The following is a 14,967-nucleotide window of genomic DNA, read 5'->3' on the forward strand; positions in this document are numbered from 1 at the left end:
AAACGCCCAAAAGCCCGCGGTTAGCGGGCGTTTTGAACAGTGCTATATTACATACCTAGTTTTTTCTTGTTTTCTTCATATTTCGTTTGTTGGAAAGCTAGCACCTTATCAAAGCCCAGTTCCTTTTGTTTGTTGAGGTACTCTGTCCAAATCTTGTCGAATTCAGCATCGGATGGAGCCATCAACGCCTTAGGAAGAACTTTGCTGCGTAGCTCTTTCGTTTTAGCTAAGATGATACCTTCAGGAGAATTGGCCATTGGATCAATCTGGTCAAACTCAGAGATACTTTGTGTTTTTCCTCTCGTCCAGTCTTCCAGTTGTTTGAATGGCTCTACAGATTTAGGTGTCCATTGAGCTGTAATATTTGTATTCATAAGCATCCAGAAAGTAAAGGAAGAACCGATTTGCTTGTCAAATGCTGAGCGGTCTTTATTCATCAGATCAAATACTTCAGGCTTGAATTGATCTTTACCATCAATAGTATCATAGCTGACGCCTTTTTCACCCAAGTAAAGATCCTTATTGCCCTCTTCACTGTTCAGGTAGCTAAGGAACTTGATAGCACGAGCTTTATCCTTCACGTCTTTGGAAATAAGGGTTACTGTCCAGCCGGAAATAGCAGGGCCGTTCAGAGTCGGTGCATCCATCTTGGTGTTAGCAGGTCCGTCTACAGCGATATAGATTTTGTTCGGGTCTTGTTGATACAGCGTACCTAGCTGTGCAGCGAAGTCAGAACGTTGATACAACATTGCGAAATAACGGCCTTGAGCGATTTTTTCTTCCATTTGTGGACGTTTGTCGATAAAGATATCTTTAGCAAGCAATCCGTCTTGGTTGGCTTGACGAAGTGTCTTCATCCAGGCAATGTACTCAGGGTCTGCCTCACGTTGATACAGCTTGCCGTCTTTTTGTCTTGGAATAGCTAGGAAGTTCTGAATGTATTGTTCCAACGAATCGTTACCGGTTGCGGTAAATTCATGCAGACCCAGTGGAATGATCGGTTGTCCATTAATATCAGGGAATTTCTCTTTAGCCAGCTTCAACGCATTCAGGAATCCTTCCGGTGTGCGCATATCCGGGCTACCAATGGCTTCGTACATATCCTTGCGGACAACGAAGGTTTGGTTGGATACATAAGTATCTCCATATTTCTCGTAGTCGGCTGGGGAAGAAGAAGCATTAGGATAGCCATAAATATTGCCGTCAGGTTGAGTATACCATCCAATCTTGTCGGGATCCGATACTTTGAAGAAGTAAGGATCATATTCATCAGCTAATTTGTTGAGCGGAAGGACGAGATCGCCCTCGATCATTTTCTTCACAGCATCTTCATACCAGCCCAGCGTAATGAAGTCAGGCAGCTTGCCAGATGCAATCAGGGTGTTCAGCTTCTCGTTCTCATTACCTGCAGGAACGATGAAGTTAATATCAACACCGGTTTTTTTCGTAATATATTTGGAGGTTGGGTCTACACCCCATTTATTAGGGAACCAGGCGAAATTCAAATACCAGTCAAAAGTAATCGGTGAAGTATCCGACATCCATCCTGGTTCATCCGCAGATGGCGGAGCCTTTGTAGGCTCTGTTGTTGCATTTGCCGTTTTCCCGTTGTTAGCCTTTCCCTCGTTATTCTTGTCACCGTTGCCGCTTGAACAAGCTGCTGTTGAGAGTGTCATAATTAATGCCAGCAACATCAGCACCATTTTCTTTGGCTTACGTTTTATTCCCATGCTTTTTTACCCCTTTTCTGAGAATGTATAATTATAAGTTATAACTCCAGGATCGCTGTAAACGACTGGAGGAGTTACCGTAGTGCTGGAACTTTAGGTTCCATTCTTCACTTAACCCTTGATGGAGCCAATCATCATTCCTTTGACAAAATAACGCTGTAGGAACGGATATACGAACACAATCGGGAGTGTGGTGACGACCATGGTAGCCAGCTTAATCGACTGTGATGTCACCGTCTTAGTAAGGGCGCTGCCTTGAACGGCAACCATCATCTGGCTAGAGCTGGACTGCGCCACAACCCGGTACAAATACGTCTGGATCGGCTGCAAGCTCTCATTGTTGATGTAAATCATCCCCGTAAAATAATCATTCCATTGATAGACACCATGGAATAACGCGATGGTAGCGAGGACAGGCATAGATACCGGCAATACAATTCGTAGGAAGATAGACCAGTCATTAGCTCCGTCAATCCGGGCTGCTTCCTCTAATCCTTCCGGAATTTCCCGGAAGAAGGTCATAAGTATAATCAGATCGAAGAAACTGAACAACACCGGGATAATATAGACCCAAAAATTCTCCAACAGGTGTAGATCCCGAATCAGCAGATAGGTTGGAATGAGCCCTCCCCCGAAAAAGAGAGTTACCGTTCCCATCAGAATATAAATCTTCCCACCAACCAGATCCTTACGGGACAGTGCATAAGCAACCATGGCCGTAAAGAATACGTGGGCAACTACACCGACTAATGTCTTGGCCACGGTAATCCACATGGCTTGCATAATGCCGGGGCTTGCGAATACGGCTTCGAAATTCTTAAAGGTGAACATGCGGGGCCACCAGTAAATACCGCCCAGCATAGCGTCTTTACCATCGTTAAAGGCATTGATCAGTACGTACCAGATAGGATATAGGGTGATGAAGCATATACATAACATGAAAACATTATTGGCTAGATCAAAGATGACTTCGCCCGTCGTTTTTCTCTTCAGAGCAAACATGTGCAGGTCCTCCTTGGCCTAAAACAACGATGTATCGTTGATTTTTTTGGATACTTGATTGGCAATCAGCAGCAAAATGAGAGCGATAACTGATTTGAACAGCCCGATAGCAGCAGAATAAGAGTAACGACCCGAAAGAAGGCCCGTTTGGTATACATAATAATCAATAACGTTACTGGAGCTGTCATTTAGTGAATTGCGCAGAACCAGGATCTGGTCAAAGTTGGAGTTCAACACTCCGCTGACGGCGAGAATAAACAGGATACTGATCGTTGATTTGATGGATGGAAGAGTAACAAACCACATCTTCTGGAACCTTCCGGCTCCATCAATCGTTGCCGCCTCATACATCTCGGGAGACACGCCGGCAATCGCTGCCAGGTAGATGATGGCTGACCAACCAAGCTCTTTCCAGATGTCAGAGGTGATGATAATGGTCCAGAAATGCTTAGGTTCAGCCAAATACGTAATCGGTTGATCTATAACATTTAGCGCCATCAACACATGGTTGACAATCCCTACATCTGCCAGCCATGTAGCGAGAATCCCTCCAAGCACTACCCAAGAGAGAAAATGGGGCAGGTAGGAAATCGTCTGAATGGCCTTCTTATACTTGATTGAGCGAATCTCATTTAGAAAAAGGGCGAATATGATCGGTAACGGAAATCCGATAAACAACTTGATTAAACTTATACCCAGTGTGTTTTTCATGACATTCCCGAAATTGTCATCCGCTAGAAACTCCTTGAAATGGGTAAGACCTACCCAAGGGGCCTCGGAAATCGACTTAATGATGTTGAACTCCTTGAAAGCAATTATGATTCCGTACATTGGAATGTAGTTGAATATAAACATCCACACTACACCGAGGAGAGCCATGGTTTGTAAATGTCGCTGGGCTACGATTCTCCTCCAGAGTCTATGTCGCGGGTTCAAACTGCTTTTCATACCCTCCGGTATCATTGGATCCATTTGCAGGGGTATCGCTCCCCCCTCAGTTTTATTGTTTTTCATCTTCCAAACCTCCAGGCTGTCTTCTCTCTAAGCTCCTTTAAAAGCGCTTACAATCTATATATTTATTGTATTTGCTTTCGCCTGAAGTAGTAAGGCTTCATATTTTGGAATAGGGGGTCCATTTTTCGGGTTGCTTGTATCACACCGTAAAATAACCCCCATTCCGCTTATTCCAGTACTACTTTAATTGCTTTTATCTCTCCTCGGCGCAAGGCTTCCGCATGTCCCCCTGATAGCAGCGAACTGGCAACTTCAATCACGGTTCCGTCTTGATAAACCAACTTCAGACTCTTTATTACAGCCCCGTTCTCGCCAAAAGTATCTGCCCGCTTCGGATTGTAATAGGTCACTTCAGTGCTTCCGAGGAAAGTAAAAGAGAGATTTCCACGCTCATCGAACAGCCAGCCCGGCAAAACCGGAGCCAAGCTTAACGCAAGCTCTCCGTCTACAACCGAGAACACCTTTTTACCTGCCATCATAACTCTCCACATGCTGAGGAATTCGGCGGTGGAACCGCTAAGTCTGGCCACGAACCCTCGACCATGAACACCGGGATCCGGATTTCCTCCTGTAGCAATAAACGACGAATTCTCTAAAGTGCTGCGCCCGTACACTGCAGGATCAAGGAACGGTACTAGCGAAGTATGGAGTTCTCCGTAGAACTCCTCATAAAGCCCGGCCTTCAACAGCTCCAACAAATACTTGTAAGTCATATGAAGGAAATTCGACTCCCGTTCAAGCCAGCCTGGTGTAAAGGCCCGCATGCGCCCGATCTCATGAGATTCCGCTTCAAGACTGACTGAGGTCTGGTACATGGACGTTTTGGGATCGTACAACCCTGTTTTTTTGATAGAATGATAGACGTTCTTTGCTTGATCACGGTCTTTCAGTGTCTTCAACCAGCGTGTCGGACCTTCTAGAAAATAGGGAAGCGCAAAGACTTCAAATCCCTCTACTACCGCCTTTGGAAGTCCGTAAGCGCTGATTACCGGTTTCCCCTCATCATCCGTTACAGGTTGAAAGCTTGTAGCCTCAAAGCGGAAATAAGTCGGTGTCAGCCCGTTGCCGAGCGCGATCGCTTGGCTGATACCTTCTTCGATTTTGACCAGAAATCTAGCTAGAACCCTCCTGAGATCCTCAAGTGAAACTACGGATTGCAGGCCTGTAATTCCAAAACGAACAGATTCGCGATAAACCTCACGCGCCGTTGCAACAGTATCCCAATAACGGAATTGCGTAAGCTCCCCATCAAGTACTGAAATCACCGAATGGTTAACACTCTCTAGAAATTGAGAGATTTCCACCGGCAGTTCAACGGTCTTTCCTTCATTCTTCCGATCTGCGAGCAAATCCAGCAAGAAGACTACATTTCGCTTCAGTTCAAATGTCTCGCTCATCCCTGAACCAAACAGTCCCGGTAAGCCGTTCATAGCATCATTCCAGCCCGGTTTGTTGCCCTCCATCTCCACACCCATTCCGTATGGATCAAGGGTAGCGAACTTATTCAGAGTAAGAGAAAACATCTTCACGAATAAATTACTGCGGTAGATGGCGCCATGTCCGCCGTCCGTTCGCAGCCAATGAGTATCCCCTGCCTTCCGATGCAGCTTGTGCAGCTTCTCCTCATCCTCCAAGAGAGCACCATACTGGCGGACCTTGTCTCCGTTCAACACATATTTCTCACTGCGTGGCTGAACATAGGCAGGGCTGTCATAGAAAGCGTAGCTCTCATCATCAAACAGCAGCTCTTGCTTTTTGTCCGGAAAAATATCCAGATAGCCCTCAACCAGATCCAGATTATACGTCCAATGATCAGACCAGAAGCCTTCACCGAAAGAAGCTTCTATATTCTGCTGCGAAACAGAAAGGATAAACGTCAGGAATTCATCCTCGCTCACGGTCAGCGTAAGGTTATGGTCAGCAATATAATTGATCAGCCTTCCCGGAGTGAATTTCCCTCTGCACAGCTTGACCAGCTCTACATGATGATCGGGTGCAGCTCCTTCAAGCCAGGTTTCCAGCTTATGGGCATGCTCAGTTTTCACTTCGAAGCTCGTCCCTAGCACACTCAGCGGATTATAACCGTCTGCCTGTATCAGACTGTAGAACATTTTGATATTAAAGCTGCCTACCTTTGGATTAAAAAACACATCATTGCGGCGATTCTGGTTCATGTCCCGAAAATTTCCGTTCCCCTGTGAATAATATTCCGGTGCCAGTGAGAAAAAGTTATAATCCCGCTCCATATCACCATGTTTACGAGAATAAAGATGAACCACATTGCCATCTGCTCCATTGTCAAAAATAAACGGATATCCGCCGCGCAGGAAATTGTCTAAATAGGACTGCTGGCAATAGGCATCGAACAATGGCGATGACGTATGCGTGGCAATGTCAGCCGTCAGCTCCCCGGTTAAATTCGCGGCTTCCTGCGCTTTAGTAGTTATATAAGCTTCTGTACATAATACATTGGATTTTTGATTGATTTTGTCGATATCATTGACGTGCCCAACAAGTGTGCTAAGGAGTAGACTGCCGCCTGAGGCTAAAGTGCGTGTCACTCCACTGAACCCGCATGGAACCTTATTCACCGGATATTGCGGCAGCTTCAATAGCTCTGAAAGTGGCATTTCGGCAAAACGGTCGGGATAAGCAAGCGAGGTATTCGCCCCGAACACAACCTCGAAATCTACAATCGGCGCAATTTTCTCCCCCTCTGACGTAAAGGACAGATAGAAATGACCGCTAGTGATTTCGCTAACCTGTGCATCATCATTCGTACTGGAACGCAGCTTGTAGAACGGAATACTGTTCTCCAAATTGTATACATCCATCCAGCTGCGCAGCAGATTGCCAATCTCCTTATAGCTGCTGTTCTCAACGCCGTAAGGCAGGACTTCAGGCAGACCGTCCAGCAACTCAAGCTCGATCTCCCGCCCGCTAATATTCTCTATCTCTACCCGCCGAACCAATGCTGCGTAATCATCGTTTGGCAGGTTGAAGTAATGAATACGGGTCTTCAACCCATACCCGGCATGGCTTTCCTCAATTGTTAGTCCGTTCGGAAGAACGGTCATGGTCCGCTTCGCCGCCGCATCGGGCCGCGCGGATTGAAAAGGCTCATAGATTTCCTGCTCGCCTTTGATTTTGATAAAGGTACGGAAACCCGTAGCCGCAACGTTCTTATAGGAAATGTTCGCCGGGGAAAACTCCATAATCGGAGAGTTCTTATCCCTAACGCCGAAGCTGCAAATCCCCTGTCCCCGATTCACGTAGAAGGTCCACATCGGAATGCCTTTTAGCCCGGCCAGTCCCGGTAGAAAGCTGGCAAACGGCTTCCCTTCATCAAATCCCTCAATTACGAATTTCCCGGCATCAAAAAAATAATTAGTCATGTGTATTATCCTCCCAAACAGTTAGTTATTCAGAAATTACATGAGTGACAATAGAGTGCGGCGGCAAGTGTGATTCAGCGATGTCACCGCTGAGCTCTAAGGTAACGGAACAAGCCTCGTCACTTTCATTCATCAGAACAAGGGCAAGGCTTCCATCCGGGTTCCGGAAGGCTGTGGACAAGACACCCTTTGCTTGCGAGTCCAGCCCGATGCGAACCGCGCCAGGCGCGATATACTTGCTGAAATGGCCGATATAGTAATAGGAACTGTTATAGTGGATCTCATCTGTAGTCGTATCCGCAATAATCGGGGCATCGCATAGATTGCCTACATGATTTGGTCCCCCGGTCTCATCCAGTACCAGATTCCAATCCAGATAGCCTTCCGTCCACTGATTTAAATCACCGATCATATTCCGTCCGTAGCGTTCGCCTGTGAACCACTCACCCAGCTTGACCCCGCCTTCCTGACAGCCTTCCGTGAAGAGCAGATGCTTATCTGGAAACAGATCATGAACCTGCCCGACCTTCTCGAATTCTTCTCCTCCGTACCAGTGAATACCCGTCCCCCAGACATATTTCGCCGCTTCGGGATCCGACAAAACAATGGAAGCACGCTCGACCATGATATCGCGGTTATGATCCCAGATCACGATGTTGACTGCGTCTAACCCGGCCTCATGCATCACCGGTCCCAGATGGTTTTTGACAAAATCTCTTTCTTGTTCGGCCGTGTACTCGCAGGAGTCCCAGACCTGAACCGCAGCCGGCTCATTCTGTACAGATACCGCCCAGATCGGCACACCTTCCTTGCCGTAAGCCTCAATGAATTTGGTATAATAACGCGCCCATGAATCGGCATATTCAGGTAATAAGGTACCGCCGTTATTCATTTCTCCATTGCTCTTCATCCAAGCCGGCGGACTCCATGGAGAAGCTAGCATCGTGAACTCCCCGCCTCTTACTTCCATAGCATCCTTGATCAGCGGCAACACCCACTTATGATCATGGGAAATATCAAAGGTCGCCAGCTCCTTGTCGTGGTCTTCCACATACGTGAAATTGCCTAGTGAGAAATCACAGCTGTGAATATGTACTCTGCCCATGCTGTAGGCCAGTCCCTCCACCGGATGGAAATAGCGGTTAATGATTTCACTCCGCTTCTCGGAACTCATCCGGGATAGCGTATAAGCGGCTGATTCAGTGAATGCCCCTCCGAATCCAAGCATCTTCTGGTAGCCAACCTCCGGCTGCAGCACGATATCAGCTTGCTGTCCTTGAGCTTTTGCCTTAAAGACAATGCCTTCAGCAGGACTTAATCGATCCCCTGTGTTTTTTGCTGTTAGAGTCGTTTGTACCTTTACCATTACGCTCATCTCCCTTTTTCTTAATATAATCGAAACCGGTTTCGATTTACACAAAAAAATTTTACTTCTTACAAAATTAACAATGCGCCTCCGCGCAAAGCGGCACTAAGCTTTCTAGCGCCCCGACACAGCTGGAGGTGCACATGAATCTCTCACGATAACTTGTGTAGGCAATACTAATGCTTCACGATCCTTTTGCGAACCATTAATAGTATCAAAAAGAAGCTCCGCAGCTCGACTTCCAAGCAGGGCTGTATCTTGGCGAACGGTAGTTAAAGCCGGCGAAACATACTTTGCCATATCGACATCGTCATATCCCATGACAGAGATGTCCCCAGGGACATTTAGGCCGCTGTCTTTCGCCGCCATTATAGCTCCGAGTGCAAGTAAGTCACCTGATGCAAAGACTGCCGTCGGTCGTTCCGGAAGCTCTAACAGCTGCTTCATGGCCTCATAACCGCTCTCAAGCGTATAGAATTCGCCTGTTACGATATATGACTCCTGGCGTTCTAAACCCCATTGATCCAGCGCCTTCTCATATCCCAACTGACGCCTGCGTCCCGGAAAAGTGTTCATACCACCTGAGATATGAGCAATTCTGCGGTGACCCAACGAGACCAGATATTCCATCGCCTGAAGTGCACCCGCTGAATTATCCGAGCAGACTGTATGGGACTGAGGAGTCTCAAAATCCATAATAACTGTCGGGATATTACTATCCAGCAGCTCTTGGAAATAGGGATCAGCATAGTCTGACAAGAAGACAACAACACCATCGACTCCACGAGTCCGGCAATTCTCCAGATAGCCGCTTTGCCTTCCTCCCACATCCTTAGATATAAACATGAGGTCATAGCCTTTGGCAACGGCAACCTGTTTGAAGCTCTCGATCACTGCACTAAAGAAGGGGTGCCGAATACCGACTCCCGTACTCTCCACGAACAGGATCCCGATGGTCCATGATTTCTTGGTGGTCAGTGTTCGGGCGTGTGCGTTAGGCACATATCCCATTTCCTGAGCCGTTCTGAGTATATCCAGACGGGTCTTTTCCCTAACATCCGAATAGTTATTGAAGGCTTTAGATACGGTTGTTGGTGAGTAACCGGTTTTTTTCGCAATGTCATATATAGTTGTCAATCCGGTACACCTCTGCCCTTAGAGAATGAAAGCCCTTTCTGTTCACTGACATTCTAACGTCTTTCTGCAGCATCGTCCAGTACAAAATATCTCTGTACAACAGGAAGAAGCGTAACTACCTGAATAAGTAGCCCCAGACTCATATAAAATACATGAATAAACTCGACCGCATTAACCATATAAGTCTCTACCATGATCCAGATAATCTGCCCGAAGCCGATGTATAGGGACAAGGCCCATGAGCTATGCCGTTCTTTGAATGGATTCAGCGTATCGGCAAATTTCCATTCCGGTCTTTTGACCAATCCGTAGATCACGAGCATAGGCAAAAAACCAAATACGAGCAGCAGCAGAATACCCGGCAGCAGGTAATTGGAGAAGGGCGATCTTTCTAGAAGAGAAACAGGCATACCTATCATTTCTCCGCTAGGATCGATAATAAGCACCGACCCGCCCCCAATCGCACCCAAACCTAAAAAAGCAAGAAGAATATACAATAACGTGACAGCAAACGGTCTTTTGTACCCTTGTTGCATTCCTATTCCCCCATTTCATTTATACCTAACCCTTGGAGCATGATAGTTAACCTCACTTTACAATATTTCCCTCACAAACGCCGAGACCCATATCACATTAGAGGACGTTTGAACTCACGGGCTTGGGTGTGAACAGTTTAACTTTGCGTTATACTTGAGAGAAGAATGTAAACTTTCGGGGCTGATCCCCCAAACAATAAATAATAACGAGGTGAACAGGACGTGGGCCGTCATCAGCCCATCCGAGCATGCTTATGACCGACACCTATCCGCTTTCATCCAAAATATGTGCGTATTGCCTTCAGGATAAGCCTCTGTCCGAATTTCGGCGCCGGACCGGCAAACGTTCTAAGGGCCAGTCCCGCCGCGGTGCCTGCCGCGATTGCCGCAAACAGCGGGAGGTAGAATCCCGAAAGATGCTGCCTGTGCCGTCCTCATTAATTCTTGAAGCACCGCCTGCAGCCAAGCCTAAACCGCGTTCTTCACCGAGGCGTTTACGCAGCGGCACAGCAGTTCCGGTGCTGCCTGAATTACAGACTATATCAGTAGGGATACGGGAACTGTCCACCCCTGTGCAATCCTTACCGGAACCGGACCGATCGCTTACTTCTGTTAGCACCATCGCGATGCGCCATGGAGCAGAGCAGCGGCGTCCTCATGTTTACCCGAGAGGCCCGAAGCCTGATCCTCAGGACTTCACTGCACTTATCCCCTCCGCTCAAGGCATGATTCTGATGCGGGGACATAGCGACAAGGGACGGCGATGGCATCAGGAGATTGATCTGGAGCTTGCCGTCATTCTGGTGAAGGAACAAGCCGCTGTCGTTGTTAACCGCCGCACGATTCGCCGATTGTTCAGCAACAGGGACTTTCGCCGTTATATTTTGACGCGGGATCGTTATACCTGTTATTTCTGCGGCTTATACGGTGATACTATTGATCATCTGCTTCCGCGTGCCAAGGGCGGCCACACCACACCTGTGAACTGTGTCTGTGCATGCAACCTTTGCAATCAGACCAAAGCCGACCAATATGTAGAAGAGTTCATGGGCCGGTAAGGTATTTGAACGAATCTGTTCCGAGCGAGTAGTCCGAGCGAGTAATCGGGTATGAACAAAAAAACAGCAGCGGTGGCCTCCCCTGTCAATCAAGACAAAGGTAGAAACTAGGCACCGAATGCTGTTTCTTTCTGCTCATATCATCCATATTCCGGTAGCGTCAAGAAGTTTGTGGATGAGAGTAGAAGTATCTCCCCGGGTATCCGCGCCAAATTCGGCAAATCGTCTACCTACATGGGTTTCAATCTATATAGTTGCACAACTTACACTTATATTTCTCCCTTAGCACACTTTAGGGTGTTTAATTGCACTTTAGAGTCAATTTCATAATTCAAAACCCTTGATGTATAAGGGATTTTGAGCACACAAAAAAGGAGTACCTACCCAATTTCTCGAAGTTTAAGTTACCACACCAAAACGAGAGAAAGAAGGAGGACCCCATGTATAGTATACAACAAGAAGAGCTATTCTCCATGGAAGATTTAATGAACATGCAAGCTGAACCCAAATGTGTGGCAGTACTGGACTATCTCCCGATGAATACGATTCTACGTGCAATTAACAAACGTACGGTGCGGGGACGGCCTGAAGAACTCAATACTCGGGCGATGATTTACTCTTTAGTGATTGGCAAAATGGAGCGTATCCCTTCGGTGAAAGATATCATTCGACGCTTGCATGACAATGAGTCCTTTCGAAAACGTTGCCGGTTTACGGAATCCGATCGAATTCCAAGTGGTCCCGCCTACTCACGACTTACAACAAAACTGCACCAGTGTGGGGTGCTGAATAACGTGATGGACCAGATTGTTGAGCAGGCGATTGCGGAGGGGTTTATTTCTGGCGAAACACTTGCGGTGGATTCTTCTCATTTGGAGGCTTGGGATTGTCATCCGAAAATAAAAGAACAAACGAAACCCAGAAAGGCAGCAAAACCCCAAAAAGCAGCCAAAGCCCTACTTAAAGAAAAACAGCCCGCCCCAATACCCGAAAAACCAGAAAAACCCAAACGGAATAAACGTGGACGGGTACCTCAAACGGAAAAGGCGGCTTGGGAAGAACAAATGGCGGCATACGAAGCATCCTTAACCATCTTCGAGAAAAAAGTAGCAGAAATGCTGGACGTCAGCTACGATGAACTGCTGGCTCAGATGCCCCAGTATCCCAGTACCGGTGGCAAAGGCGACCCCCGGGGAAATGGTCGGATGATGTACTGGTACGGATATAAAGCGAATCTGCTCGTAGACACGCAAAGTCAATTTATAGTCAGCAGTTTGTTTAGTTCTGGGCATGTATCGGACCAGCGACTGGCTATTGTTTTACTGAAAGGGTTGGAGCAAAAATTTCCTCAATTAACGGTGAAGTATGTGCTTGCAGACAAAGGGTATGATTCTGGAGCGGTCTACCAGCAGGCTCGAAGGAATGGAGCCTATGCGTTAATTCCGATGATTCAGCACGCGAAAGAAGTGCCCGAGGGCCAGGATGAAGAAGGCCGTCCGATTTGTAAACAAGGGCATCTCTACAGTTACGATAGCTTTGATGAAAAATATGGAACACTAAAATACACAAGTCCCAAAGAATGTAAAACCTGTACGTTTAGCGACAAAGGTTGCCAGAAAGTACACAAAATTCGAATCGAAACAGACCTTCGCCGGTATACAGCACCGGCGCGTGGAAGTAGCAAGTTTAAGAAGTTATTTAAGAAGCGAACAGCGATTGAACGCGTATTTGCCTACTTGAAGCTTTATTTCAATATGGGGGGTAGCCGTCAGTTAAACACACGTTCCAGGGTGGATTTCGAACTTAGTTGTCTCACCTACAACTTGTGTAAGTATGCACTTGAAAAGCTAAACCAAGAGATCTCAAAAAAGAAGCAAATCGCCTAATTTTTAAAAATAGAATATATGCTTTTGGAGTACTGCAGCTTTAATTCACAGGGCATTATGAAATTGACTCCTTTATACACCTATTCTTTGGTATTCCGGGGTTTAACCGGCATATTCGTGTTTTTAATTGTACAAAGTACATCTATCCATACATCACAGCGCCAAAAGCTAGAAATAAGTGTATAAAATCAGACTGTTGAGAAAGCAAACTTTCAAGCTGCAAATATCATGCGGAAACCCAAATGACGGTTAAAGTAGTGAAGGTTACTCTTTTTCATACACAAATGAAAAGCATAGGCCTCCATCTTTGCTAAGTGACGGGCCATTTTCTTCAGATTCTGTGCAATGGCCGTCATCAATGCCTGTTCCTGCATCTTGGCTTTGCCCCGCATTCGGCATCGACGGTACCCGTGGAGATTTTTGGCATCAGCAAAGCTACGCTCAATGGTTTGAGCGCGGTATTTGTAGATTTTCTCGCCTTCGGGACTTTTCCGGTTTTGGTGTACTTTCTCTTTGAAGTCTTCCCATACATGCCGCTGAATCGTACGCTGGTGCTTGGAGTTTTCAGTACATTGAGTGACTTTCGGGCAAGCCGCGCAGTGCCCCTTGGATGATATATACTCGTTGTAGCCTTGTCGGTTCGTCGTTCGGTACGTGAGTGGTTGTCCTAATGGACATACGTATACATCCTTTTTCGCATCATAGGTAAAGTCTTCTTTCGTGAGAAAGCCGGGTTTGCTGGGTGGTTTCCGCTCGGCAATTACAGTCATCCATGGCGTCGTTTGTTTGCAAATATGGGGCACCATGTATCCGGAATCCAAGGCTATGGCTTCGAGGGTGTCTCGAAAACCAAAGGTCTCCAGTTGCCGGGTTAAGCGCTCCATATACACGGTTGAATCATTGACATTGCCTGGCGTCACATACACATCGGTAATCATATTGTATTTGTGGTCAACCGTCCGGTGGTCTAAGTAAAAGAATCCTTCCGGTTTGTTCTTACGATTCATGTAGCCGCTCTCTGGATCAGTCAGGCTCACTTTCAGTTTTTTGGGCTCCTCCTCCCGTTTCCCGCGTGGAGGAGCTAATGGCTTTTTCCCGTGAGCACGGCGGCTTTCATGGACTGCGGTCTCCAACTCTTGCAGATAGGCGTGCGGGGACTCACTCGTCATTTGCTGCGTATAACGATTTTTATTGGCATTCGCCTCGATGTGCGTCGAATCTGTAATTAAGAGCCGCCCCGCAATCATGCGGTGGGAAATGGCAAGCCGCACCACTTCGTCGAAGATTTCCTGGAAGACATCGGTTCCCTGAAATCGTCCATTCCGGTTATAACTAATCGTGGAATGGTCCGGAACTGGTTCACTAAGGCCCAGGCCTAAAAACCACCGGTAGGCAAGGTTAACGTTAATGTCCTGCTCAAGGATGCGTTCGGAACGAATGTTAAACAGGTAGCCAATCAGCATCATTTTGAATAAACGGATGGGTGGAATCGAAGGTCTTCCTTGGGTTGCACTATAATAAGGGCGTACCTTTTCGGTAATGAACGAAAAATCCACATGTTTTTCGACCAAACGAAGGAGGTGATCGGAGGGAACCAACTGGTCTAAACAAACCATCTCCATTTGATATTTTCCGCTATCCCCTTGATCTTTTTCGTTTAACATAAGACACCGCGCTTTCTAGCAAAGTTATCTATATTATACCAAATTAACGCGGTGTCGTGTTGAAATTCGGACTTTCTCAACAGTCTGATAAAATACACCTATTTCACTGACCACTTCCGAGTTTTCGGAAATTAAGCGAGAAAATTCCCTGCTATTTATCGGAATTGGTCGTCTGAAGT

Annotated in this window: 10 protein-coding genes; 2 read left to right on the forward strand and 8 right to left on the reverse strand. The window is 46.8% G+C overall.

Going from position 1 to position 14,967, the window contains the following annotated elements:
• Positions 1–47: 47 nt before the first annotated feature.
• The 7 genes from PWYN_RS09470 to PWYN_RS09500 form a co-directional block, all read right to left on the reverse strand.
• Positions 48–1,730, reverse strand: coding sequence for a type 2 periplasmic-binding domain-containing protein (locus PWYN_RS09470; protein WP_036650674.1), 1,683 nt, complete (start codon positions 1,728–1,730; stop codon positions 48–50).
• 111 nt (positions 1,731–1,841) lie between these two features.
• On the reverse strand, positions 1,842–2,732 hold the full coding sequence (locus tag PWYN_RS09475; protein ID WP_036650677.1) for a carbohydrate ABC transporter permease: 891 nt from the start codon (positions 2,730–2,732) through the stop codon (positions 1,842–1,844).
• A gap of 18 nt (positions 2,733–2,750) precedes the next feature.
• Positions 2,751–3,680: an ABC transporter permease gene (locus tag PWYN_RS09480; RefSeq protein ID WP_240479762.1), complete on the reverse strand. Its 930-nt coding sequence runs from the start codon at positions 3,678–3,680 to the stop codon at positions 2,751–2,753.
• Positions 3,681–3,913: 233 nt separating this feature from the next.
• The gene (locus tag PWYN_RS09485) at positions 3,914–7,141 is read right to left on the reverse strand and encodes a hypothetical protein (protein ID WP_036650681.1); all 3,228 of its coding nucleotides are present in this window, start codon (positions 7,139–7,141) and stop codon (positions 3,914–3,916) included.
• A gap of 25 nt (positions 7,142–7,166) precedes the next feature.
• Positions 7,167–8,507, reverse strand: a complete 1,341-nt coding sequence (locus tag PWYN_RS09490; protein ID WP_036650684.1) for a glycoside hydrolase family 30 protein — start codon at positions 8,505–8,507, stop codon at positions 7,167–7,169.
• Between the two features lie 114 nt (positions 8,508–8,621).
• Positions 8,622–9,644 (reverse strand): LacI family DNA-binding transcriptional regulator, encoded by a 1,023-nt coding sequence (locus PWYN_RS09495; protein WP_036650687.1) that lies wholly within the window; start codon positions 9,642–9,644, stop codon positions 8,622–8,624.
• Positions 9,645–9,697: 53 nt separating this feature from the next.
• A complete protein-coding gene (locus PWYN_RS09500) occupies positions 9,698–10,180 on the reverse strand; it encodes a hypothetical protein (RefSeq protein WP_157261123.1) in 483 nt (160 codons plus the stop codon).
• 254 nt (positions 10,181–10,434) lie between these two features.
• Between PWYN_RS09500 and PWYN_RS09505 the strand changes: the two genes are divergently transcribed.
• Positions 10,435–11,238: an HNH endonuclease gene (locus PWYN_RS09505; protein WP_052087997.1), complete on the forward strand. Its 804-nt coding sequence runs from the start codon at positions 10,435–10,437 to the stop codon at positions 11,236–11,238.
• 440 nt (positions 11,239–11,678) lie between these two features.
• Positions 11,679–13,124 (forward strand): transposase, encoded by a 1,446-nt coding sequence (locus PWYN_RS09510; protein WP_036647382.1) that lies wholly within the window; start codon positions 11,679–11,681, stop codon positions 13,122–13,124.
• Between the two features lie 212 nt (positions 13,125–13,336).
• Here PWYN_RS09510 and PWYN_RS09515 read toward each other — a convergent pair whose 3' ends face one another.
• Positions 13,337–14,788, reverse strand: a complete 1,452-nt coding sequence (locus PWYN_RS09515; RefSeq protein WP_052087777.1) for an IS1182 family transposase — start codon at positions 14,786–14,788, stop codon at positions 13,337–13,339.
• Positions 14,789–14,967 lie beyond the last annotated feature (179 nt).

It is taken from the genome of Paenibacillus wynnii (assembly GCF_000757885.1).
Lineage (GTDB): Bacteria > Bacillota > Bacilli > Paenibacillales > Paenibacillaceae > Paenibacillus_AQ > Paenibacillus_AQ wynnii.

Bases quoted from the DNA above. Each gene is read 5' to 3' on its own strand.
- PWYN_RS09480 (WP_240479762.1), bottom strand. From the start codon at position 3,680: ATGAAAAGCAGTTTGAACCCGCGACATAGACTCTGGAGGAGAATCGTA.
- PWYN_RS09485 (WP_036650681.1), bottom strand. From the start codon at position 7,141: ATGACTAATTATTTTTTTGATGCCGGGAAATTCGTAATTGAGGGATTT.
- PWYN_RS09500 (WP_157261123.1), bottom strand. From the start codon at position 10,180: ATGCAACAAGGGTACAAAAGACCGTTTGCTGTCACGTTATTGTATATT.
- PWYN_RS09490 (WP_036650684.1), bottom strand. From the start codon at position 8,507: ATGGTAAAGGTACAAACGACTCTAACAGCAAAAAACACAGGGGATCGA.
- PWYN_RS09470 (WP_036650674.1), bottom strand. From the start codon at position 1,730: ATGGGAATAAAACGTAAGCCAAAGAAAATGGTGCTGATGTTGCTGGCA.
- PWYN_RS09510 (WP_036647382.1), top strand. From the start codon at position 11,679: ATGTATAGTATACAACAAGAAGAGCTATTCTCCATGGAAGATTTAATG.
- PWYN_RS09505 (WP_052087997.1), top strand. From the start codon at position 10,435: ATGACCGACACCTATCCGCTTTCATCCAAAATATGTGCGTATTGCCTT.
- PWYN_RS09475 (WP_036650677.1), bottom strand. From the start codon at position 2,732: ATGTTTGCTCTGAAGAGAAAAACGACGGGCGAAGTCATCTTTGATCTA.
- PWYN_RS09515 (WP_052087777.1), bottom strand. From the start codon at position 14,788: ATGTTAAACGAAAAAGATCAAGGGGATAGCGGAAAATATCAAATGGAG.